Genomic DNA, 22676 nt, shown 5'->3' with positions numbered 1-22676 from the left:
TTATGAAAGTAGTATCAACAGAGAAAGCGCCAAAGGCATTGGGACCATATTCACAGGGATATGTACATGGAGGAATCCTCTATTCCGCAGGACAGATCGGAATCAATCCTGCGACGGATACGGTAGAGGCGGATACGATCGAGGGACAGGCAGAACAGGCATGCAAGAATATCGGCGAGATCCTCAAAGAGGCAGGAACTTCCTTCGACAAGGTGTTAAAGACCACATGCTTCCTTGCGGATATGGGAGACTTTGCGGCATTTAATGAAGTTTACGCAAAATACTTTACATCCAAGCCAGCCAGAAGCTGCGTAGCAGTAAAGACGCTGCCAAAGAACCTGCTGTGCGAGATCGAGGTTATTGCGGCAGTAGAAGAATAGAGTAATTTAATTTGGAAAGAGGTATATAGATCATGTCAGAAGAACAACAGAATGGCTGCTCTCCATCTGACTGCGCCGGATGCGCGCATGCAGATTCCTGCAGCAGCAAGCCACAGGATATGAAGGAGCCCGCGAACCCATTTTCACATATCGGAAAGGTGATCGCGGTTGTCAGCGGCAAGGGAGGCGTAGGAAAGTCCATGGTGACGGCCTCTTTGGCAAGACTGATGAGAGAGCAGGGATTCTCGGTAGGCATCCTGGATGCAGATATTACCGGGCCATCCATACCTAAGATGTACGGCATCCATGAGGGGGCCAAGGGAAGTGAAGCAGGGATGTTCCCATGCGAGGCTAAGGACGGGACAAGGATTATGTCCGTCAATCTTCTGCTGGAGAACGAGTCGGATCCGGTTATCTGGAGAGGGCCTGTGATCGCAGGAGTCGTAACCCAGTTCTGGACGGATGTCATGTGGGGAGACCTGGACTATCTGTTCGTGGATATGCCTCCCGGAACAGGCGATGTTCCATTGACCGTATTCCAGTCCCTTCCGGTAGATGGTGTCGTGATCGTCACATCTCCACAGGATCTGGTACAGATGATTGTCAAGAAGGCTTACAATATGGCGAAGAAGATGGACATTCCGGTACTGGGAATCGTGGAGAACTATAGTTATCTGGTATGCCCGGATTGCGGAAAGAAGATTTCCGTATTTGGAGAGAGCCATGTGGATGAGGTGGCAGAGGAACTGGACATTCCGGTATTAGGGAAGATGCCGATTGATGCGGTGCTCGCAGAGGCTGTGGAGAATGAACGGTTCTCGGAAGTCAGCAATGAGTACCTTGCGGCAGCAGTTAATAAGTTTTAGATTAAAAAAATATGGGCGGTGGACGACAAGCGTATCTTTCTTGTCGTTCACCGCCCGTTTTTGCTGTTATTGGAGAAGAAGATAGAGAGCGCTGTAGGGGCTAAGATCGAGCTGGATGGCTCCATCATCGGCCGCTAATTCCAGATCCTCATACTTACGGCCGCCGGCATATTTCTCCATATCGCTGGCCAGAAGGATGGAAGCCTGGGCGGTGCCTTTTACCGGCAGCCGATAGCCTTCCTGAACCTGATCAGACAGGTTAAAGACGGCGGCGATACGTTCCTTTCCATCGGTGCGCAAAAAAGCGTAGATGCAGCGTTCTTCCTGATGGCAGTCCAGCCAGGCGAAGCCTTCAGGTACATAGTCGCAGTTAGAAAGGGACGGATGCTTCAGATAAAGTCTGTTCAAATCCTTCATAAAGCGATGGAAGGCGTCATGAATGGGGTATTTCAGGATATCCCAATCCTGCTCCCGCTTCTCATCCCATTCCCGCAGCTGTCCGAACTCATTTCCCATAAAGTTGAGCTTCTTGCCTGGATGAGCGTACATATACATATACAGGGCACGGGCCTGTGGAAACTTCTCTTCATATTCCCCGTGCATTTTCTGGAGGATGGTAGCCTTCCCGTGAACGACCTCGTCGTGGGACAAGGGCAGCAGGAAGGAGTCGCTGTAAAAATAGTGCATGGAGAAGGTCAACTTGTGATAATCCCTGGTACGGTACTGGGGGGCAGTACGAAAGTATTCCAAGGTATCATTCATCCAGCCCATGTCCCATTTATAGTCGAACCCTAAGCCGCCTTCGGCCGTGCTTTTTGTCACGCCGGGGTAGGAGGTGGAGTCTTCTGCCGAGAGGATGGCAGAAGGATGCATCTGCTTCAAGCCCCGGTTCATCTCCCGGATAAAGTCTACGGCTGACTTGTTCACGCCCCTGGCCGGGTCTCCCTGCCAGTAGATGATATTGCTGATGGCATCCATGCGGATGCCGTCCACATGGTAGTCGGTGAGCCAGTAATTGGCGGCAGATTGTAGGAAACTTCGAACTTCGCCGCGGGAATGCATGAAGTTGCAGCTGCCCCACTCGCTTCGTCCCACGTCTATATTGGGGTATTCATATAACGCAGTGCCGTCATAGTTGGCAAGCGCATAGCCATCTACAGCAAAATGTACGGGGACAAAGTCCATAATGATGCCGATGTCGTTCTGGTGGCAGGCATCGATGAACTCCATCAGTTCCTGGGCGGTTCCGTACCGGGAGGTGGGGCTGTAGAAACCGGTATTCTGGTATCCCCAGGATTCATCGCAAGGGTGCTCGCTTAGCGGCATGATCTCCAGATAGTTATAGCCGTTTTCCTTGAGGTAAGGCAGCAGGATATCTGCCAGTTCGGTATAGGAATACCAGTCCTCTTCTTCCTCTGAAGGCTTCTTCCAGGAGCCGAAATGCAGCTCGTAGATATTCAAAGGCTGGTTCCTGTGATCCGTACGCTGTTCCATCCATTTCGAATCCTTAAAATGGTAGGTAGAGAGGTCCCGGATAATAGAAGCATTCTTGGGACGCAGCTCCATGCCATATCCGTAAGGGTCGCAGTGATCGATAAAGAATCCGGACTGCTGGTAGATGCGGTACTTGTACATCATGCCGGGCCTGGCATCCGGGATGTAACATTCCCAGAAGTTGCCATCATAGACCTTGTGCATGGGACATTCTTCCCAACTGCTAAATTCCCCGATCAGCGAGATGCGCTGGGCGCTGGGGGCAAAGGTACGGAAGGTGACGCCTTCCCTTTCTGCATGGGCGCCAAGATAGCGGTAGGCGTCGAATACTTTTCCGGTATAAAATCCATAATAGTCCATAAATGATCCTCCAATTTATTTTTTGAAAATAATAGACAGTAGTTGATTATCTGATCTATAATGATTATACAAGATGAAAAAGCGCCTATCCACCAACAATATAGAGGAAGAGGCGTATAACCGACGGATTCATGAAACCGTCGGATTACAAGGGGGAAATGCCATGGATCTTCGGATTGAGAAAACGGAGAAAGGGATACGCAATGCCTTTATCGAGCTTCGCTCCAGGAAGCCCCTGGAGAAGATCACCATTAAGGAATTGTGCGAGCATGCATACATCAATAAGTCTACGTTTTATTCCCATTATAAGGATATCTATGACTTGTCGGAGCGGATGGAAGAGGAAGTCGTCTCATCCATTACCAATAGTATCTCGCATCCAGAATATATTATGGAAAATCCGGCAGAATTCACCAGGGAATTATTTCTGGCCTATCTGTCTCAGAATTCGCTGATCACCATACTTTTTTCCGGAAGCCAGAGGAATCATCTCGCGGACAGGATTGAGACCAGCATCAAGGAAATGATATTCCGGAAGCATCCGGAGTACCGTAAGGACAGGGTCAGGAATATTATTCTAAGCTACTGCATACAGGGCGGGTATCATGCGTTCCAAAGGAACCGGGATAAGGATATGCAGACGCTGATCTCCGTGATCAGCGACCTGACAGAAGTGGTAAAGCCGCTATATGAGGCGGAATATTAGCATAGGAATCCTATTGACAATAAGAACATGTGTTTGTATAATAGTAAAAAACAAACATATGTTCTTATTGCGTTTTTGAAAGGCGGATGACTATGAGAATCCAGGAATCCATGACGATGTACGAGAAACTGAATATTCTGACGGACGCTGCCAAGTATGATGTGGCCTGCACTTCCAGCGGAACTGCCAGGGCCAATGATGGAACCGGCATGGGCAGCTGCGAGCAGACCGGAATCTGCCACAGTTTTTCGGCGGATGGAAGGTGTATCTCTCTTCTTAAGATTCTTTATACCAATGAATGCATCTATGACTGCAAATACTGCATCAACAGGAGGACCAATGATGTCCGGCGTGCATCTTTTACGCCGGATGAAGTGTGCACGCTTACTATGGAGTTTTACAGGCGCAATTATATCGAGGGTCTGTTCCTGAGTTCCGGTATTCTGAATAGCCCGGACTATACGATGGAACTGATCTATGCCACGCTGTATAAGCTGCGCAGAGAATGGAATTTCCAGGGCTATATCCATGTAAAGGCCATTCCGGGCGCCAGCCAGGAACTGGTGCACAGGATCGGGTTTCTGGCGGACCGGATGAGCGTCAATCTGGAACTTCCTACGGCAGAGAGCCTGAGGCTTCTGGCGCCCCATAAGAGCAGGAAGAATATCCTTGCTCCCATGCGCCTGGTGCAGAGCAAGGCGGCCCAGAATCGGCAGGAGATCCAGGTATACCGCAATGCGCCCAGGTTCGTTCCGGCAGGGCAGAGCACCCAGATGATCATCGGGGCGACCCCTGAGACAGACTATCAGATTATGCAGGTGACAGAGGCGCTCTATCAGAAGTTCGAGTTAAAAAGAGTGTTTTTTTCGGCTTTTGTCCATGTAAATGAGGATGCCACGCTACCCGCGCGCACGGACGAGGGGCCGCCGCTTCTTCGGGAGCATCGGCTATATCAGGCGGACTGGCTGCTGCGGTACTACCATTTTCAGGCAGACGAGCTGCTGTCGGAGGAATCGCCGAACTTCAACGTGCTGTTTGATCCCAAGTGCAACTGGGCGCTGAAGCATCTGGAGTATTTTCCGGTGGAGATCAACCGGGCAGACTATAAGATGCTTCTGCGGGTGCCGGGGATCGGCTATAAGTCGGCCGCCCGGATTGTCAAGGCCAGGAGATTGGGAAGCCTTGACTTCCAGGATATAAAGAAGATGGGCGTAGTGCTGAAGCGGGCGCTGTATTTTATCACTTGCGGCGGAAAGATGATGTATCCGACCAAGATTGAGGAAGACTATATTACGAGAAATCTGCTGAATGCGAGGGAGAGGCTGCCGGAAGGGATTGACGGCATGAACTACCGGCAGCTGTCCCTGTTCGACGATGTAAGGTTCGGAGGGAAGTTCTATGAAGACGGTCTATGTGTGTAGCGATACGGTGACGGGGATATTCTCCGGCATCTATGATGCCTGGAAGACGGGCCGGGGGGAAGCAGATTGCGCCATTGCCCTTCGCGGGATGCTGGAGCAGGAGCTGTTCTGCGACTATGTGGAAGTGGAAGAGACGGAGCATAAGGCGATCGCCGTGGAGAATCTGATCAAGAAGCATCTGGGAAGACAGGCATACTGGGATATCTATCATGCCGTGCTGGCGGCGGATAAAGACAAGGGGGACGCGATCCTTGGCACCATGCTGGCGGCAAGGACGCTTCCTGACAGCACCAGGATCATGGAGCATTTAAGCCATCCCAAGGTGGAGAAAGTATTTGAACTGAGCCGTACCGTTGGAGGAGAGGCCCATGCGCTAAAAGGATTCCTCAGATTCCAGGAATTAAAAAGCGGCATCCTGTATGCGCAGATTACGCCCAAGTCTCAGGTGCTTACCTGCCTGGCCCCTCATTTTGCGGACCGCCTGCCATTGGAGAACTGGATGATCCATGACAAGAGCCATGATATGTTCGTGGTGCATGAGGCAAAGAAGAAATGGGTTCTGATATGGGACGATATGCTGGATAGGAAGGGGAATCTTGAAGTGTCGGAAAAGGAAGCCCAGTATTCCAGATTGTGGAAGGACTTCTGCAAGACCATTGCCATAGAATCCCGCGCCAACAGAAGGTGCCAACTGCAGCATCTGCCCTTGCGGTTTCGCCCCAATATGGTGGAATTTACGAATTAGGCTGCGACAGAAGGAAAATCTATGGTACAATAGGAAGAAATGTAGATGAAGGACGAAAAGGACTATGGATTTGGAACAGCCAGTGATTCGAATCTCCGTGCGCAGCCTGGTGGAATTTATACTGCGCGGCGGCGATATTGACAATAGAATAGCAGGAACGGACAAGGACGCCATGCTGCTTGGAGGCAAGATCCACCGGAAGATCCAGCGGCAGATGGGTGCCGATTATCATGCAGAGGTCTCCCTGAAGCAGGAGGTTGCCTGCGATGGATTCCTGCTGCTGATCGAGGGGCGTGCAGACGGCATCATGGATACGCCGCAGGGCCCCGTGGTGGACGAGATCAAGGGAATCTTTCAGGAACTGGATACATTGAAAGAGCCCATCCTGGTGCATCTGGCCCAGGCAAAGTGCTACGCCTATATCTATGCCAGGCAGAATGGCCTGGAGGAAATTGGCGTGCAGATGACCTACTGCAATATGGAGACGGAGGAGATCAGGCGATTTGAAAGCACATATGCCTTCGAGGATCTGGAAGCCTGGTTTCAGGAACTGACAGCTTCTTATGAGAGATGGGCCCGTTATCAGATTGAGTGGAGAAAGAAGCGCAATGCATCCATACGGCAGGTGGAATTTCCCTTTTCTTACCGGGAGGGACAGAAGGAGCTGGTTACCAGCGTCTACCGCACCATCCTCCGTAAGAAGAAACTGTTCATACAGGCTCCTACAGGAGTGGGAAAGACGATCTCTACGGTGTTTCCGGCTGTAAAAGCCATGGGGGAAGGGCTGGGAGAGAAGATATTCTACCTGACGGCCAAGACGATTACCAGAACGGTGGCATGGCAGGCATTCGACTCCCTGAAAGCCCAGGATCTGCGCATGAAAGTGATCGTGCTCACCGCCAAGGAGAAGATCTGCTTCTGCGAGGAGACAAACTGCAATCCGGATGAGTGCCCTTACGCCAAGGGGCATTTTGACAGGGTAAATGACGCAGTGTATGAACTGCTGGCCTCCACCGATGAGATGAGCCGGGAGGCACTGGAAGAACAGGCGAGAAAATGGAACGTGTGCCCGTTCGAGATGGGGCTGGACGTGTCGCTGTGGGTGGATGCGGTTATCTGCGACTATAATTATGTTTTTGATCCCAATGCGCATTTGAAGCGGTTCTTCGGCGAGGGAAATAAAGGCGAGTATCTGTTTCTGATCGACGAGGCGCATAATCTGGTGGAACGGGGACGGGAGATGTACAGCGCCAGCATCTATAAAGAGGATTTTCTTAAGATCAAGCGTCTGGTAAAAACTGAAGACAGTCGGCTGGCCAGCCGGCTGGATGAGTGCAACAAGCAGCTTCTGGCGCTGAAGCGGGAGTGCGAGGATTACCAGATACTGGACAGCGTAGCCCATATCTACCTGAAACTGCTTGCGTTGATGACGGAGATGGAGCGTTACCTCGAAGAGTGCCGCAACGAGGAGATCCGCAAAGAAGTGCTGGAACTCTATTTTGCGGTGCGCATGTTCGTGAGCATTCATGAGGGACTGGATGAGAATTATCTGATCTATTCGGAACTGGAGGAAGAGGGGAGGTTCAAACTGCGTCTGTTCTGCGTGAATCCGGCCAACTGTCTCGCCCAGTTCCTGGATAAGGGAAACAGCACCATATTCTTCTCCGCAACGCTGCTCCCTATCCACTATTATAAGAAACTTTTGAGTAATTCAAAGGAAGATTACGCCATCTATGCAGAGTCTCCATTTGACGCAAGAAAGCGCCTTCTGCTGATCGGCACGGATGTCAGTACCAAGTATACAAGCCGTGGAGAGGCAATGTACCGGCGGTATGCCAAATATCTGATTCAGGTGGCAAGGAGCAGGAAAGGAAACTATATTGCCTTTTTTCCTTCCTACTATTTTATGGAAGAGGTCTATGAAGTTTTTGTATCTTTGCTGGAGAGCGTGCCCTGCTATGGGGGCCGGGAGATCGAGTATGTGATGCAGTCCAGATACATGTCGGAGGAGGCAAGGGAGATATTCCTGGAGAATTTTGAGGAAGACAAAGATCATAGCCTGATGGGCTTCTGCGTAATGGGCGGCATCTTTTCAGAAGGCATTGATCTGGCTATGGACAAGCTGATCGGAGCCATTATCGTTGGGACAGGACTGCCCCAGGTATGCAGGGAGCGGGAACTGCTAAAAACATATTTTGATTCCCACGGGTTAAGAGGATTTGACTATGCCTATCTCTATCCGGGCATGAACAAGGTCCTGCAGTCCGCAGGAAGGGTCATACGGACCGATCAGGACAGCGGGATCATCCTGCTTCTGGATGAGCGGTTCCGGGATGGAAGGTATCAGGATACCTTCCCCCGGGAATGGAGCCAGTATGGATGGTGCGATTCCGGGAACGTGACCGGGATGATCGAAACGTTCTGGGATGGGATGGACAAGGCCTGAGCCCTCCAAAAACAGCCGGTTCGCTAAGAGGCCTTTGCCCCGGGAAAGAAGTTTAAGAATTCCAGGGTGGCCTTGGAGGCCGGAATCTGTTCATTGTAGGCAATGACCAATTCACGGGAGGGCAGTTCCTCGCTGGTCTCAACGATAAAGAGGCTGTCGCTTTTTCTTGGCAGGCAGTAATCCGGAATGAAGGCGATCCCCAGGCCGATGCTGGCAAGATCGATCAGCAGGTCATTGCTGCTTAACTCGATCTCCGGCACCAGATCCAGCTGGCGCTGCTGGAACAGGGAATGCAGGAATTCGCTGGTGGTGCTCCGTTTATCCAGCATGAGGATCGGATACTTAAGCAGTTGCTCCAGATCCAGTTTCTTGCCCCTTAGTTCGGCGAAAGACTCGTTGGCGAGGAAGACATCCCTGAACTTCCGGATCTTTCTGACACCGGTAATATTTCCCAGGTAAGGATTGGGGTAGTTGACTACGATCAGATCCACCTGGCCGCTTTCCAGCAGTTCTACGCAGCGGATGGAAGTGGCATTGGTGACCTTGATATGGGCGCCAGGAAATTCCTTGTGGAATTTTTCCAGATAAGGAACCAGGAAGTACCGGCAGATGGTGTCGCTCGCCCCGATTCTTATCTGCCCTCCTTTGGAATTGGTTTCCATCAGCTGCGCCTCTCCCCGCTTGATCAGGTTCATCGCCGGCTCCACATGACGCAGCAGGATCTCCCCTTCAGGGGTCAGGCGTACCCTTTTGGTGCTGCGGATGAACAAAGTCTGGTCCAGTTTCTTCTCCAAAGCCTTAATGGACTGGCTGACCGCTGACTGGGAGATGAACAGCAGTTTGGAAGCTTCTGAAAAACTGAGGGTTGTGGCTACAAAATAGAACACTTTATATAATTCATAATTAACATCCATCATAAGTCCTCCTTATAAAATTACTAAGTATTATAAGTCAAAAGGGAGTGAATTACAACTCCTATTATGATAGAATGGGGGTGGAGGAGTCAAGACATGAAAAAAACACAGCAATTGATGGCAGCGGCGGCCATGCTGCTTATCATTATATCGGTATTGATCACCAGCTTCCAGCTGGTGATTTATGGAGATCCGGAGTATAAGTTTTATCAGAAGGAGTATGAGAAATATACGGTTTGCGATGCGCTTGGAATGAAGATGGAGGATGTCATGCAGGTGACGGAGCATATGATGGCATATCTGATCGGCGAGGAGGAGGAACTGTCCGTGATAACCACGGTGGAAGGCGAGAAGAAGGACTTCTTCAATGAGCAGGACAGGCTTCATATGGCAGACGTAAAGAATCTGTTCCTTGGAGGGCTTAAGGTAAGGACTGCCTGCCTTATGCTGGCGCTGGTTCTTCTGGCGATCCTGATTCTGACGAACGCGGACTGGAAATTTCTGATACCCAGGGCATATTCGGCTGCTCTTGTAATATTTCTTGCGATTGCTGCCTTCTTGGGAATCGCGTTTGCCATAGATTTCACAAAGTGCTTTACCATTTTCCATGAAATATTCTTTACCAATGACCTTTGGATGTTTGATTCGGCTACAGACTATATGATACGGATGCTTCCGGAAGGCTTCTTTTCAGACATGGTACTACGGATAGGAATTGCCTTCCTTGTCATGCTGATGATTCTGTGGGGAATCTTCCGCATTTGGAGGGTGGCAATGAAGGGTATTAATAAGCAAAGATTATAAGAAGGTTAAGTTATATTAATTTAATTAATAACACAACATATGATACAATAGAACTATAAAAAGCGCAAAATTCATGGATGGAGGAAGATTTATGAGCAATGTAAAACGAGTGTACGTCGAGAAGAAGCCGGGATTTGCGGTGCAGGCGGAGGAACTGAAGCATGAGGTGAAGAGTTATCTGGGGATTAAGGATATTCAGAATGTCCGGGTATTGATCCGCTATGATGTGGAAAATATCTCCGAAGATACTTTTAAGAAAGCATGCAACGGCATATTTGCAGAACCGCCGGTTGACACTTTGTATGAAGAGGAGTTCCAGAGTGCGCCGGGAAGCAGGATATTTTCCGTAGAGTTCCTTCCGGGGCAGTTTGACCAGCGCGCGGATTCTGCGGTACAGTGCGTGCAGTTTATCAAAGAAGACGAACAGCCTGTTATTAAGACGGCTACCACCTATGTGATTGAAGGGGATATTACGGATGCGCAGTTCGAGGCGATCAAGGAGCACTGCATCAATCCTGTGGATTCCAGGGAAACCGGTGCCGAGAAGCCGGAGACGCTGGTGACGAAGTTTGACGAGCCGGAGGATGTCATCATCTTTGAGGGCTTCAAAGATATGGAAAAGGATCAGTTAATGGAACTGTATGGCTCGCTGGGGCTTGCCATGACCTTTAAGGATTTTCTTCATATTCAGAATTATTTCCGCAAGGAAGAGGACCGGGACCCTTCTATGACAGAGATCCGCGTGCTGGACACCTATTGGTCTGATCATTGCCGCCACACGACGTTTTCAACAGAACTTAAGGATGTTTCTTTTGGCGAGGGCGATTACAGGGAGCCCATAGAAGATACCTATAAGCAGTATTTAAGCGATCACAGCGAGATATTCAAAGGCAGGGAGGACAAGTTCGTGTGCCTGATGGATCTGGCCCTGATGGCGATGCGCAAGCTGAAGAAGGAAGGCAAGCTAAACGACCAGGAAGAGTCTGACGAGATCAATGCCTGCAGTATTGTCGTGCCGATCAAGGTAGACGGCGTGGAAGAAGAGTGGCTGGTGAACTTTAAGAATGAGACCCACAATCATCCAACGGAGATCGAGCCTTTCGGCGGTGCCGCAACCTGCCTGGGCGGAGCGATCCGTGACCCGCTGTCCGGGCGTACCTATGTATATCAGGCAATGCGCGTGACAGGCGCGGCAGATCCTACCGTGTCCGTCAATGATACGATGAAGGGCAAGCTGCCCCAGAAGAAGCTGGTAAGAGAGGCAGCACACGGATACAGTTCTTATGGAAATCAGATCGGTCTTGCCACAGGAGCGGTAAAGGAAATCTACCATCCGAATTATGTGGCTAAGAGGATGGAGATTGGAGCAGTCCTGGGAGCAGCGCCGAGGCGCGCGGTCATCCGGGAGACGTCTGATCCTGGCGATATCATCATCCTTCTGGGCGGCCGTACAGGGCGTGATGGCTGCGGCGGCGCGACCGGATCTTCCAAGGTACATACGGAAGAGTCCATTGAGACTTGCGGCGCGGAAGTGCAGAAGGGCAACCCGCCTACAGAGCGTAAGATCCAGCGTCTGTTCCGAAGGGAAGAAGTAAGCCGGCTGATCAAGAAGTGCAACGACTTCGGCGCGGGCGGCGTGTCCGTGGCGATCGGGGAACTGGCTGACGGCCTGAGAGTAGACCTTGACAAGGTTCCGAAGAAATACGCGGGCCTGGACGGAACGGAAATTGCCATCTCCGAGTCCCAGGAGCGTATGGCGGTAGTGGTTGATCCGAAAGATGTGGACGAATTCATGGCATACGCAAAGGAAGAGAACCTGGAGGCTACCAAAGTAGCGGTCGTAACGGAGGAGCCAAGGCTTGTGCTGTCTTGGAGAGGCAAAGAGATCGTCAATCTTTCCCGCGCTTTCCTGGATACCAACGGGGCGCACCAGGAGACCAGCGTTGCCGTAGATATTCCAAGCCGTGCGGACAGCATCCTTGGAAGAGAAGAAGTAAAGAATGTGAAGGAAAAATGGCTTGATACATTGAAAGACCTGAACGTATGCTCTCAGAAAGGCCTTGTGGAGATGTTCGACGGCTCTATCGGGGCGTCCTCTGTATTTATGCCTCATGGAGGAAAGTACCAGATGACGGAGACGCAGGCTATGGTTGCGAAACTGCCAGTACTGACGGGAGACTGCGATACGGTGACGATGATGAGTTATGGATTCGATCCTTACCTTTCTACCTGGAGCCCATACCACGGGGCCATCTATGCAGTGACGGAATCCGTGGCGAAGATCGTGGCAGCGGGCGGAGACTACACGAAGATTCGTTTTACATTCCAGGAATACTTCCGCAGGATGACAGAGGATCCGCACAGATGGAGCCAGCCTTTTGCAGCGCTTCTCGGCGCCTACAATGCCCAGCTTGGATTCGGGCTTCCGTCAATCGGCGGCAAGGACAGCATGTCTGGAACATTCGAGGATATCGACGTTCCTCCGACCCTGGTATCATTTGCAGTGGATGTGGCTGCGGAAAAGGATATCATTACGCCGGAACTGAAGCAGGCAGGAAATAAGCTGGTTTGGCTTAGCATCGAGACGGACGAGTACGATATTCCGAAATATGAAAAAGTGATGGAGCAATACGCGAAGTTCACGGAAGATATTCACAGCGGCAGGATTGTGGCAGCCTATGCCCTCGACAGGCACGGCATCATCGCGGCTGTGAGCAAGATGGCCTTTGGAAACAGAATGGGCGTAAAGATCGAGCACAATATAGATGCAAGAGATCTCTTTGCCCCTGCTTTTGGCGATATCATCGCGGAAGTGCCGGCAGACAAGGTAGGGGAACTTGGCATTACGTATACGGTAATCGGAGAAGTAACGGAAGATGCCACATTCTCTTACGGAAATGAAAAGATCAGCCTTGCCGAGGCAGAGCGCGCATGGAAGGAAACGCTTGAGCCGGTATTCCCCACCAATTCCGGGGCAGAAGGACAGGAAGAGAAGATTGAGACGGGACTGTATGAGACTTCTGACATCCATATCTGCAGCCATAAGATCGCCCAGCCAACCGTATTCATACCGGTATTCCCGGGAACCAACTGCGAGTATGACAGCGCAAGGGCATTTGAACGGGCAGGAGCGAACGTAATCACCAAGGTATTCAAGAATATGAGCGCAACGGATATCCTGGATTCTGTCAGCGTATTCGAGGAAGCGATCGGCCAGGCGCAGATGATCATGTTCCCAGGCGGATTCAGCGCAGGCGACGAGCCGGATGGCTCTGCCAAGTTCTTTGCAACCGCATTCCAGAATGCAAAGATGAAAGAGGCGGTAGAGAAGCTTCTCAATGAAAGAGATGGACTGGTTTTGGGCGTATGCAACGGCTTCCAGGCGCTGGTTAAGCTTGGACTGGTTCCGAATGGCGCGATCACCGGCCAGACAGAGGAGTCACCGACCTTGACTTATAATACCATAGGCCGCCATATTTCCAAGATGGTCTATACCAAGGTAGTGACCAACAAGTCCCCATGGCTTGCACAGGCGGAACTAGGCGGCGTATATACCAATCCTGCATCCCACGGAGAAGGAAGATTCGTGGCCAGCAAGAAGTGGATCGACAGGCTTTTTGCAAATGGACAGGTTGCAACCCAGTATTGTGATCCAAACGGAAATATCAGCATGGATGAGGAATGGAATGTAAATGGCTCCTACTGTGCGATCGAAGGAATCACAAGCCCGGACGGCCGGGTATTTGGCAAGATGGCCCATTCAGAGAGACGCGCCCGCTCCGTAGCCATGAACATTTATGGAGAGCAGGATCTGAAGATCTTTGAATCCGGCGTGAACTACTTCAAATAATCGGATGCTTAGAATACCACGATGTCTGGAATACTAAGAAAGTATGCAAAATGAAACATAGACGATGAGTTGTTGCAGATATTCTGGATAAGAATGGGAAAAACTGCACAAAAAAATCATCTATTTGCAGGAAATCAAATTCAAAATTGCAGAAATGGAAAAAATTCTTAAAAAAATTCTTGTGTTCTATATAGAATTCCTTTACAATAGTAAAGGACAAAAGCATCGTACAGGCGGGTAGACTTTGTCTGCCCGCTTTTGTAATTAAGTTTTAGGAGGTAGAAAAGTATGTCATATGTTGATGAAGTCCTGGAAAAAGTAGTGGCGAAGAACCCAGCAGAGCCGGAATTCCACCAGGCGGTAAAAGAAGTATTGGAATCATTGAGAGTAGTGGTAGAAGCAAATGAAGAAAAATACAAAAAGGATGCCCTGCTGGAGAGGCTGGTCGAGCCGGAGAGACAGTTCAAATTCCGTGTGCCATGGGTAGATGACAAAGGGCAAGTCCAGGTGAACACAGGCTACCGCGTTCAGTTCAACAGCGCGATCGGACCTTATAAAGGAGGCCTTCGCCTTCACCCATCTGTCAACCTTGGAATTATCAAGTTCCTTGGATTCGAGCAGATTTTCAAGAATTCATTGACAGGCCTTCCTATCGGAGGAGGAAAAGGTGGTTCCGACTTTGATCCGAAGGGTAAATCAGACAGGGAAGTAATGGCATTCTGCCAGAGTTTTATGACAGAACTTTGTAAATATATTGGCGCTGACACGGATGTTCCGGCTGGAGATATCGGAACAGGCGCCAGAGAGATCGGCTATATGTTTGGCCAGTATAAGAGAATCCGAGGCGTATATGAAGGCGTGCTTACCGGAAAGGGCTTAAGCTACGGCGGCTCTCTGGCGAGGACTGAAGCAACAGGATACGGCCTTCTGTACCTGACAAAAGAGATGCTGAAGATCAATGGGCATGATATCGCAGGAAAGACGATTGCCGTATCCGGTTCTGGAAATGTGGCGATCTATGCTACCCAGAAGGCTTTCCAGCTTGGCGCAAAGGTAGTGACGGTCAGTGATTCCAACGGATGGGTATACGATCCAGAAGGAATTGACGTAGAAGCATTGAAAGAAATCAAAGAAGTGAAGCGTGCAAGATTGACGGAATACAAGAACTACCGCCCGAATTCAGAATATCATGAAGGACGCGGCGTATGGTCTGTAAAGGTTGACATTGCCCTTCCTTGCGCAACCCAGAACGAACTTCATCTGGAAGACGCAAAGATGCTGGTGGAGAATGGATGCATTGCAGTAGCGGAAGGCGCAAATATGCCTACAACGCTGGAAGCAACGCAATATCTGCAGCAGAATGGCATACTGTTCGCTCCAGGAAAGGCGGCGAATGCCGGCGGCGTTGCCACATCCGCTCTTGAAATGTCTCAGAACAGCGAGCGATTAAGCTGGTCTTTTGAAGAAGTAGACTCTAAGCTTCAGGGCATCATGATAAATATTTGCCACAATATGGCAGATGCCGCAAAACGCTATGACGCAGAAGGAAATTATGTCATGGGCGCTAATATTGCAGGATTTGAGAAGGTTGTAGAGGCTATGAACGCGCAGGGAATCGTTTAATACAGGCGTATCCTTTGCACTACATAGAATTTATTTTCGGATTTTGTAAAAAAATTAAAAAAAGTGTTGACAATTAATGGATTTCAATAGTATAATAGCAAAGCGGGTTCGAGATAAGGACCCGCAAGGATATGGGATCATAGCTCAGCTGGGAGAGCATCTGCCTTACAAGCAGAGGGTCATAGGTTCGAGCCCTATTGGTCCCATATATACCTAAAATAGCATATGGCGGGATAGCTCAGTTGGCTAGAGCACACGGTTCATACCCGTGGTGTCGCTGGTTCAAATCCAGTTCCCGCTACTGAAAGAAAAGCCTGTAAACATGGGCTTTTCTTTATGTCTGGAATTTTACAACTAGAATGCGTTCTAGTGTTTCTACCCTAATTGAAGATTGATTTTTTTACTAATAAGTCGTAAACAAAACGAATAACAGTCAAGCAATTGCAGACCATGAAATCCAGGCATTCTCTATCGAAGAATAGTAAACCCATATAGTGAAAATTTATAGGATGGAATGTAAATCGTTCCATCCTATTTTTATTAAGTACTCGTTCAGCCGCCTGGTTGGAAAAATCCCGCTAGTTGGAAAAATATTGCAAAATATTGTGAAGGAAGCGAATTTACAGAAGATATTTTCTGGCAATATGCGAAGATGATTTGGAAAAAGAGTAGATTCTATCATTTTTTAATAATGAAGAAGAACTGTATTAATCATACAAAAAATATAATAAAGAAATCCAAACAAAGAGAGGCTAATGCCAATATGGTTTTCATTAATTAAATTCCAATGGTAAGCATAGGCTTTTTCTTTTTTTGTATTTATAAGGCAAGCCCTTTTTATGCAATCATCACTATACAAAAAATGTCAAATCATATATAATACAAAACATGTGGAAGAAAAACGTCAGTCGCATGTAAAACAAAGCACATAGGAAAAAGAAGCAAAAGGAGGAACATAGATATGCAAACGAAAGGGCGAATTATGCTGATGGTAATTGCGGGCGGCTATCTTGCCTATCTTGGTGGAGGGCTTGTCACGGATGCCATGAAAGAAAAACCGGAGAATTATATTCTGTATACAGTCGTAGGGGTGCTGTTTTTAATTATTGGCGCGGCCTGCTGTCTGTTTAACCTGAAGAAGTATATCAAGCATGAATACAGAGATCCATTTAAGGACGCGATAGAAGAGGATGAGGCGTCTGAAGAAGATGCAGAGCCGTCTAAAAGTGATGCAGACGAATCCGCCGAAAAGCCGTCAGATGATCTCATCTCTGTGGAGGAAAAGGAAAATATTTTCCCAAAAGTAAGCGAGATATCCGATGAATCAGATGGAATAAATTCTTGCGGGGAAGAGCAGACTATCGAGCAGGAGAATTCAGGAAAAGAGGATTAGGCTATGCGTGTTGGAATGGGATACGATGTTCATAAGTTGACAGAGGGCAGAAAACTGATTCTTGGAGGCGTGGAAATCCCTTATGATAAAGGATTATTAGGGCACTCGGATGCGGATGTCCTCGTGCATGCCATTATGGATGCGCTTCTCGGGGCAGCGGCGCTTGGAGATATAGGGCGGCATTTTCCCGATACAGATCCTGAATACAAAGGGGCATCCAGCCTGAAACTATTGGAGCACGTGGGAAAACTGGTTGAAGATAAGCTTTACGTCATTGGAAATATAGATGCAACTATCATTGCCCAGCGCCCCAAAATGGCTCCTCATATTGAAACGATGAGGGAAAATGTGGCAAACGTGCTGCATATTGATATTGACCAGGTAAATATCAAGGCAACCACCGAAGAAGGGCTGGGATTTACCGGCAGCGGGGAGGGAATATCCGCCCAGGCCATCGCCAGCCTGGATACGATTGCCAACTATAGTTATGCGGTTGGACCAGAAGAGGGAAGATGCGCCGGATGCGGCGGCTGTCCTCATGCCAGATAGGAGTACGGGCCGGCTGATCAGACGAATTCGGTTTAAATAACTGGGTCAGGACATTTCAATAAATTGACTTGAAATATTTGAAGGTGAGAAAATGAGATTACGCAAGTTGGAACCCCAGGAACATCAGGCAAGCCAATCATTATATGAAGAAGTATTCAACGAGGATAGTGAGCGGTTTGTAGAATATTATTATACAGAGAAAACAAAAGATAACCAGATCTATGTGATAGAAGACGATGGAAGGATTCGTTCGATGCTGCATCTGAATCCCTATTCGCTGTGGGTGAATGGGAGCAGGAAAGAGGCTAATTATATTGTTGCTGTTGCTACCCAGAAGGAATACCGGAAGAGAGGATATATGGCATCGCTTCTTAAAAAGTCCCTTGAAGATATGTATCAGGCAGGAGAAGCCTTCACATTTTTGATGCCAGCATCAGAAAGCATTTATCTGCCCTTTGACTTCCGGACGGTATATAAGCAGAAAAAACGATACTATCGTCAGGAAGAGCCTTTGGAAGACCTTTGCGTAAAAGAAGCCACGGACGCCGACTGCAAGGAACTGGCGGAATTTGCCAATAAGTATCTGGCGGAACATTTCCAGATCTTCGCGATCCGCGATGAAGCCTATTATCAAAGGCTTTTAAAAGAATATAAAAGCGATGGCGGAAGTCTCATAATCTTTCGCAAGGATGGCAGGATTGTGGATTGTAAGATATGCATTCCGGGAGGGGAAAAAGTAGCAGAAGGGGAGGAAGTATTAGAAGAGCCTCCTAAGATTATGATTAGGATTGTAGATGTCCGCAGGATCTTGATGTCATTAAGCCTCAGATCCCTTATGGGCGTCTGCTTTCAGGTGACAGACCCTATCATAGAAGAAAATAACCGCTACCTGCTTTTGACCGGCACAGAGTTCTCCGGCGTTATGCTGATGGAAGGAAAGCCGGAAAATAGCGAAGGAACCATTACTATAGCAGCACTTGCAAGCCTCATATTCGGAGCAGAGACCGTAGATGAAGCGTGTCAGGAAAAAGACGTTCAGATGTCGGAGCGGATGAAGGAAGAATTAGGAAAAATAATTCCCCTGTCGAAGATATATCTGAATGAGGTGGTGTGACACGTAACACTTTTGAAAAGTGTTACGTGTAAAAGTGAAAACTGTTACGTGTCCAACCTACCTAACTGGTGCGCAGTATTGATCAAACTCCTGTGTAAAATTGCAAATAGTGGTGTGTAATATAAAAAATTAATATAGAAGGCAGCATGCCGGGAAAATTGTTACTTTTTGTTTTGACATGCTGACTGTATATATAAGAGAAAAGCGTTGTTCCATTTAGGGACAGGGCTTTTTCATTTTGCACAGGAGTAACGTTAATTTTACGCACCAGTTGTGTAAGGTTTGCACGTAACACTTTTGAAAAGTGTTACGTGCAAAAGTGAAAACTGTTACGTGTCATCTTTAGAATATCTTTAGATTTTTTTGGCGGGTCTCTTAAGAATTCCCGGGTATGCTTATACCATCAGGAAAAAGGAAGGTACTACAGATGGGAATACAGGAACTTACACAGTATTTTACGCAGTATGGCGCGATATTCGTGTTTGTGATTGTGCTGCTGGAATATATGAATCTCCCCGGCTTCCCGGCCGGCATCATTATGCCTATGGCAGGCGTATGGGCATCAAGGGGCCAGATAGGATTCTTGACGGTGATGGCATTATCGGTTGCGGCAGGGCTTCTGGGCAGCTGGATATTATATTTCCTTGGACGGCTTGGCGGAGATGCATTCTTCCGGTTCTATATAAAGAAATTTCCAAAGCAGAAGGAACTGTTGGAGAAGAACATGGAAGTGCTGCGGCGCAAGGGTTCGATTGGCGTGTTTATCAGCAAGCTTCTTCCACTGGCCAGAACATTGATTTCCATTCCGGCCGGGATGATTTCTATGAATTTCACCAAGTATACCATCAGTTCCCTGATGGGAGTGGCGCTGTGGAATCTGATATTTATCGGGGCCGGATATTTCCTGGGAGATTCCGTCTGGAGCCTTCTGGCTTAGGAAATAATAAGATACTTGCCATTAGAAAGGAGGGTAGAAAAATATGGATATGGAGAAAGCGAGAACGATAAAAGAGGCCATATCCCGCTTCCGTTTTCCTGGAACACGGGCCGTTTCGACGGCTATGGCGCTGCCTCCTGTCAGAAGGCGCCTGGAATAAGAGGATACCAGAAAGAGTCCGAATGTAGTATAATGGCAGCAGGCGGGCTAAAATAGACGACCGAAAAGACAGGGAAAGGAATATGTAAAGAGATGGAAATGAATCATGTGCTGATAGTAGAAGATGACAAGGAGATACGCGAAGGTGTGGAGATATATCTGAAGAGCCAGGGTTACCAGGTGTTTCAGGCTGCTGATGGAGTGGAAGGGCTGGAGATGATCGAGAGAGAAGAGAACCATCTGGCTATCGTGGATGTGATGATGCCAAGGATGGACGGCATCCAGATGACGATCAAGCTGAGGGAAAAGTACGACTTTCCGGTAATTTTCCTGTCCGCCAAATCAGAAGAAGTGGATAAGATCATGGGACTTAATATGGGAGCCGACGATTATGTGACCAAGCCGTTTACCCCGATGGAACTGTTAGCCAGGGTCAATTCCCAGCTGAGGCGCTACCGCAAGTTTGCCGAGAAGCTGAACCAGAGGGAAACACCCTCAAACGTGTATACCATAGGGGGCCTTGAGATCAACGAAGATACGGTAGAGGTGACGGTGGATGGCGAGCCGGTCAAGATGACGCCTATGGAGTACAAGATACTGCTGCTTCTGATGAAGAATCCAGGAAGAGTGTTCTCCGCGGAAGAGATCTACGAGCGCGTGTGGAATGAGCGGGCGGTAAATACGGATACCATTATGGTTCATGTAAGAAATATTCGTGAGAAAATAGAAATCAATCCGAAAGAGCCAAAATATTTGAAGGTGGTGTGGGGAGTTGGATACAAAATTGAAAAACAAGCATAAACTTGCAGTCATACTGATCGCATTAACCATATTTTTGCCTGCAATGGCTGTGATACAGCAATATCCGAAATATTACAGGCAGACCGCGAAGGTCCAGGAAAGCATAGATAAATCAGCCGTCTGTTCCAGCAGTTTCATGGAGAAATTCATAGGAGCCGGGTATCTTCTCTATAATACGGAGAACAGCGAGGAAGACGGGGAAGATACGGCAGAAGAAGTCAAAGAAATGCTGGGGGAAAATGAGCCGACATTTTTGAATGATTTTGAAGAACTGTACCCGTATCTTGACTACCGGGTGGAAGATGAGGACGGGAAGCTGGTGACAAAAAGCACGGCAAATTCCGGAACCAGCCTGACGGATAAGACGCTTTCCTCTTATGCGCTTGGAATTGTGATCACCTATGATAAGAATGGCACCATTGACGCCAAGATCGCAAAGGGGGAATACAAGGAAGACCAGAGTATCGAGATGCGCAAGGTGATTGGCAATATGGACGATTCCGAGTATGACAATATTTTTTCCAGGCTTGAAAACGAGCATGATCTGGAGCGGCCGAAGAACAGAACCTATATCTACGCAATGACCGAAGAAAATATTGATAAATATATGGATAATGAATACTACAGCGGCTTCTATACGCCGGGAGAGGCAGTCAGCCTGATTATGATCCTTATGGCAGTTGTAGCGCTAGCAGCCTTTCTGTACCCATTTCTTAAATCTTTTAATACCGGAAATGAATTGGTATTCAGGGCGCCTTTTGAGGCAGTAGCGATCGTATTTGGCTTGATGGCCACAACGCTTGTCAACAACTGCGGCTACATGTTTATCAGAAATGAAGGCCGCGTGATGTTTATCGATGGACTGTGCTGGATCGTGATATTCGGCATCGTATACTGGACGGCGGGATGCCTCCGCCAGGTGTTCGTCCTTGGAGGAAAACGTTATGTAAGGGAGCGTACCTTCCTCGTTCCATCCTGGAAATATATCAAGCGGGGATGGTATTGGATAGCGGGCAAGGTGAAGGGTTGGCTGGATCGGCTTTATCACTCCTTCGATAACATTGATTTCAGCGAGAAGAATAACAGGACTATATTGAAGATTGTTGCCTGCAACTTTGTGATTCTTGTGTTCATCTGCTCGATGTGGTTCTTTGGAATCATGGCGCTGATCATCTATTCGGTGCTGCTGTTCTTCATACTGAGGAAATACTTTAATGATTTGAAGGAAAAGTATGCGCTGCTGCTACAGTCTACCAACGAGATTGCGGAAGGCAATCTGGATGTCAGCATTACCGACGATCTGGGCGTATTCAACCCATTTAAGGCGGAGATAGAGAAGATCCAGTCAGGATTCAAGAAAGCGGTGGACGAAGAGGTGAAGAGCCAGCGCATGAAGACGGAGCTGATCACCAACGTCTCCCATGACCTGAAGACGCCGCTGACGGCGATCATAACCTATGTCAATCTTCTGAAAGAGGAAAAGGATGAGGAAAAGCGACAGGATTATACCCAGGTTCTGGAGAGAAAGTCCCTCCGGCTGAAGGTGCTGATCGAGGATCTTTTCGAGATCAGCAAGGCCAGCAGCAAGAATGTCACGCTGGATATCATGGACATAGACGTATCCAATCTGTTCAAGCAGGTGAAGCTGGAACTGGAAGATAAGATTCAGGGGGCAGGATTGGAACTTCGATGTTCCTATCCCGAGGAGAAGCTGATCGCTCCGCTGGACAGCCAGAAGACCTATCGGATCTTTGAGAATCTGCTGGTAAATATCATCAAGTATTCTATGCCGAATACAAGAGTCTATATCGAGATCGTCCGGGAAGGGCAGGAAGCCGTCGTGAAGATGAAGAACATCTCTGCTGCGGAACTAAATTTTGATTCCGAAGAGATCACGGAACGATTCGTGCGGGGCGATTCCGCGAGAAATACGGAAGGCAGCGGCCTGGGCCTTGCAATCGTCAAGAGTTTTACAGAACTGCAGGGCGGAAAACTTAAGATATCGACAGAGGCAGACCTGTTCAAGGTAGAACTGCGGTTCCGATTAAAATAAAAATCTGGATGGGGATGCGGCGTTTTTAAGCGCTGCATCCCCATCTGCATTTTCTTGATTT

General features: G+C 48.5%; 17 protein-coding genes and 2 tRNA genes. 17 read left to right on the top strand and 2 right to left on the bottom strand.

The window, feature by feature from the left end; genetic code table 11:
- Positions 1-2: 2 nt before the first annotated feature.
- Entirely contained in the window at positions 3-380 is a 378-nt protein-coding gene (locus tag K0036_RS11485) for a RidA family protein (protein WP_004605152.1), read from the top strand.
- 32 nt (positions 381-412) lie between these two features.
- Complete coding sequence (locus K0036_RS11480; protein WP_025643185.1) at positions 413-1246, top strand: Mrp/NBP35 family ATP-binding protein; 834 nt, start codon at positions 413-415, stop codon at positions 1244-1246.
- 66 nt (positions 1247-1312) lie between these two features.
- Here K0036_RS11480 and glgB read toward each other — a convergent pair whose 3' ends face one another.
- Positions 1313-3100 carry a 1,4-alpha-glucan branching protein GlgB gene (glgB, locus tag K0036_RS11475; RefSeq protein ID WP_220429774.1) on the bottom strand — a complete coding sequence of 596 codons (1788 nt, stop codon included), beginning with the start codon at positions 3098-3100 and terminating at the stop codon, positions 1313-1315.
- A 163-nt stretch (positions 3101-3263) separates the two neighbouring features.
- Here glgB and K0036_RS11470 point away from each other — a divergent pair, with 163 nt between their 5' ends.
- The 4 genes from K0036_RS11470 (at position 3264) to K0036_RS11455 (ending at position 8418) form a co-directional block, all read left to right on the top strand.
- A complete protein-coding gene (locus K0036_RS11470) occupies positions 3264-3806 on the top strand; it encodes a TetR/AcrR family transcriptional regulator (protein WP_009248587.1) in 543 nt (180 codons plus the stop codon).
- Positions 3807-3898: 92 nt separating this feature from the next.
- Positions 3899-5227: a putative DNA modification/repair radical SAM protein gene (locus K0036_RS11465; protein WP_025643187.1), complete on the top strand. Its 1329-nt coding sequence runs from the start codon at positions 3899-3901 to the stop codon at positions 5225-5227.
- The gene (locus tag K0036_RS11460) at positions 5205-5972 is read left to right on the top strand and encodes a TIGR03915 family putative DNA repair protein (protein ID WP_220429773.1); all 768 of its coding nucleotides are present in this window, start codon (positions 5205-5207) and stop codon (positions 5970-5972) included. The genes K0036_RS11465 and K0036_RS11460 overlap by 23 nt, the downstream gene beginning before the upstream one ends.
- A gap of 64 nt (positions 5973-6036) precedes the next feature.
- Positions 6037-8418: an ATP-dependent DNA helicase gene (locus K0036_RS11455; protein WP_220429772.1), complete on the top strand. Its 2382-nt coding sequence runs from the start codon at positions 6037-6039 to the stop codon at positions 8416-8418.
- Positions 8419-8441: 23 nt separating this feature from the next.
- On the opposite strand, the gene K0036_RS11450 is transcribed toward K0036_RS11455, so the two are convergent.
- Positions 8442-9332 (bottom strand): LysR family transcriptional regulator, encoded by an 891-nt coding sequence (locus K0036_RS11450; RefSeq protein ID WP_025643190.1) that lies wholly within the window; start codon positions 9330-9332, stop codon positions 8442-8444.
- Between the two features lie 96 nt (positions 9333-9428).
- Between K0036_RS11450 and K0036_RS11445 the strand changes: the two genes are divergently transcribed.
- From K0036_RS11445 to K0036_RS11395, 11 genes are all read left to right on the top strand, one after another.
- Complete coding sequence (locus K0036_RS11445) at positions 9429-10136, top strand: TIGR01906 family membrane protein (RefSeq protein ID WP_220429771.1); 708 nt, start codon at positions 9429-9431, stop codon at positions 10134-10136.
- A gap of 91 nt (positions 10137-10227) precedes the next feature.
- Positions 10228-13986, top strand: a complete 3759-nt coding sequence (locus K0036_RS11440; protein ID WP_220429770.1) for a phosphoribosylformylglycinamidine synthase — start codon at positions 10228-10230, stop codon at positions 13984-13986.
- A gap of 288 nt (positions 13987-14274) precedes the next feature.
- A complete protein-coding gene (gdhA, locus tag K0036_RS11435; RefSeq protein WP_025643192.1) occupies positions 14275-15609 on the top strand; it encodes an NADP-specific glutamate dehydrogenase in 1335 nt (444 codons plus the stop codon).
- 133 nt (positions 15610-15742) lie between these two features.
- Positions 15743-15815 (top strand) — tRNA-Val (locus K0036_RS11430).
- Between the two features lie 21 nt (positions 15816-15836).
- Positions 15837-15910 (top strand) — tRNA-Met (locus K0036_RS11425).
- 660 nt (positions 15911-16570) lie between these two features.
- Positions 16571-17002 (top strand): hypothetical protein, encoded by a 432-nt coding sequence (locus tag K0036_RS11420; protein WP_220429769.1) that lies wholly within the window; start codon positions 16571-16573, stop codon positions 17000-17002.
- Between the two features lie 3 nt (positions 17003-17005).
- Positions 17006-17551 carry a 2-C-methyl-D-erythritol 2,4-cyclodiphosphate synthase gene (ispF, locus tag K0036_RS11415; RefSeq protein WP_220429768.1) on the top strand — a complete coding sequence of 182 codons (546 nt, stop codon included), beginning with the start codon at positions 17006-17008 and terminating at the stop codon, positions 17549-17551.
- A 91-nt stretch (positions 17552-17642) separates the two neighbouring features.
- Positions 17643-18665, top strand: a complete 1023-nt coding sequence (locus K0036_RS11410) for a GNAT family N-acetyltransferase (protein WP_220429767.1) — start codon at positions 17643-17645, stop codon at positions 18663-18665.
- Positions 18666-19092: 427 nt separating this feature from the next.
- Positions 19093-19602 (top strand): DedA family protein, encoded by a 510-nt coding sequence (locus K0036_RS11405; protein WP_025643196.1) that lies wholly within the window; start codon positions 19093-19095, stop codon positions 19600-19602.
- Between the two features lie 252 nt (positions 19603-19854).
- A complete protein-coding gene (locus tag K0036_RS11400; RefSeq protein WP_220429766.1) occupies positions 19855-20562 on the top strand; it encodes a response regulator transcription factor in 708 nt (235 codons plus the stop codon).
- Entirely contained in the window at positions 20534-22615 is a 2082-nt protein-coding gene (locus K0036_RS11395) for a sensor histidine kinase (RefSeq protein ID WP_244095260.1), read from the top strand. Before K0036_RS11400 ends, K0036_RS11395 begins: the two co-directional genes overlap by 29 nt.
- The last annotated feature ends 61 nt before the right edge of the window (positions 22616-22676 follow it).

Origin of the sequence: [Clostridium] scindens (assembly GCF_019597925.1) — a bacterium.
Taxonomy (GTDB): domain Bacteria; phylum Bacillota; class Clostridia; order Lachnospirales; family Lachnospiraceae; genus Clostridium_AP.
This window is presented reverse-complemented; position numbering and strand designations above follow the sequence as displayed.

Coding starts and splice junctions, on each gene's coding strand:
- K0036_RS11450 (WP_025643190.1), bottom strand. CDS start 9,332: ATGGATGTTAATTATGAATTATATAAAGTGTTCTATTTTGTAGCCACA.
- glgB (WP_220429774.1), bottom strand. CDS start 3,100: ATGGACTATTATGGATTTTATACCGGAAAAGTATTCGACGCCTACCGC.
- K0036_RS11480 (WP_025643185.1), top strand. CDS start 413: ATGTCAGAAGAACAACAGAATGGCTGCTCTCCATCTGACTGCGCCGGA.
- K0036_RS11445 (WP_220429771.1), top strand. CDS start 9,429: ATGAAAAAAACACAGCAATTGATGGCAGCGGCGGCCATGCTGCTTATC.
- gdhA (WP_025643192.1), top strand. CDS start 14,275: ATGTCATATGTTGATGAAGTCCTGGAAAAAGTAGTGGCGAAGAACCCA.
- K0036_RS11465 (WP_025643187.1), top strand. CDS start 3,899: ATGAGAATCCAGGAATCCATGACGATGTACGAGAAACTGAATATTCTG.
- K0036_RS11410 (WP_220429767.1), top strand. CDS start 17,643: ATGAGATTACGCAAGTTGGAACCCCAGGAACATCAGGCAAGCCAATCA.
- K0036_RS11400 (WP_220429766.1), top strand. CDS start 19,855: ATGGAAATGAATCATGTGCTGATAGTAGAAGATGACAAGGAGATACGC.
- K0036_RS11440 (WP_220429770.1), top strand. CDS start 10,228: ATGAGCAATGTAAAACGAGTGTACGTCGAGAAGAAGCCGGGATTTGCG.
- K0036_RS11405 (WP_025643196.1), top strand. CDS start 19,093: ATGGGAATACAGGAACTTACACAGTATTTTACGCAGTATGGCGCGATA.
- K0036_RS11455 (WP_220429772.1), top strand. CDS start 6,037: ATGGATTTGGAACAGCCAGTGATTCGAATCTCCGTGCGCAGCCTGGTG.
- K0036_RS11470 (WP_009248587.1), top strand. CDS start 3,264: ATGGATCTTCGGATTGAGAAAACGGAGAAAGGGATACGCAATGCCTTT.
- ispF (WP_220429768.1), top strand. CDS start 17,006: ATGCGTGTTGGAATGGGATACGATGTTCATAAGTTGACAGAGGGCAGA.
- K0036_RS11420 (WP_220429769.1), top strand. CDS start 16,571: ATGCAAACGAAAGGGCGAATTATGCTGATGGTAATTGCGGGCGGCTAT.
- K0036_RS11460 (WP_220429773.1), top strand. CDS start 5,205: ATGAAGACGGTCTATGTGTGTAGCGATACGGTGACGGGGATATTCTCC.
- K0036_RS11485 (WP_004605152.1), top strand. CDS start 3: ATGAAAGTAGTATCAACAGAGAAAGCGCCAAAGGCATTGGGACCATAT.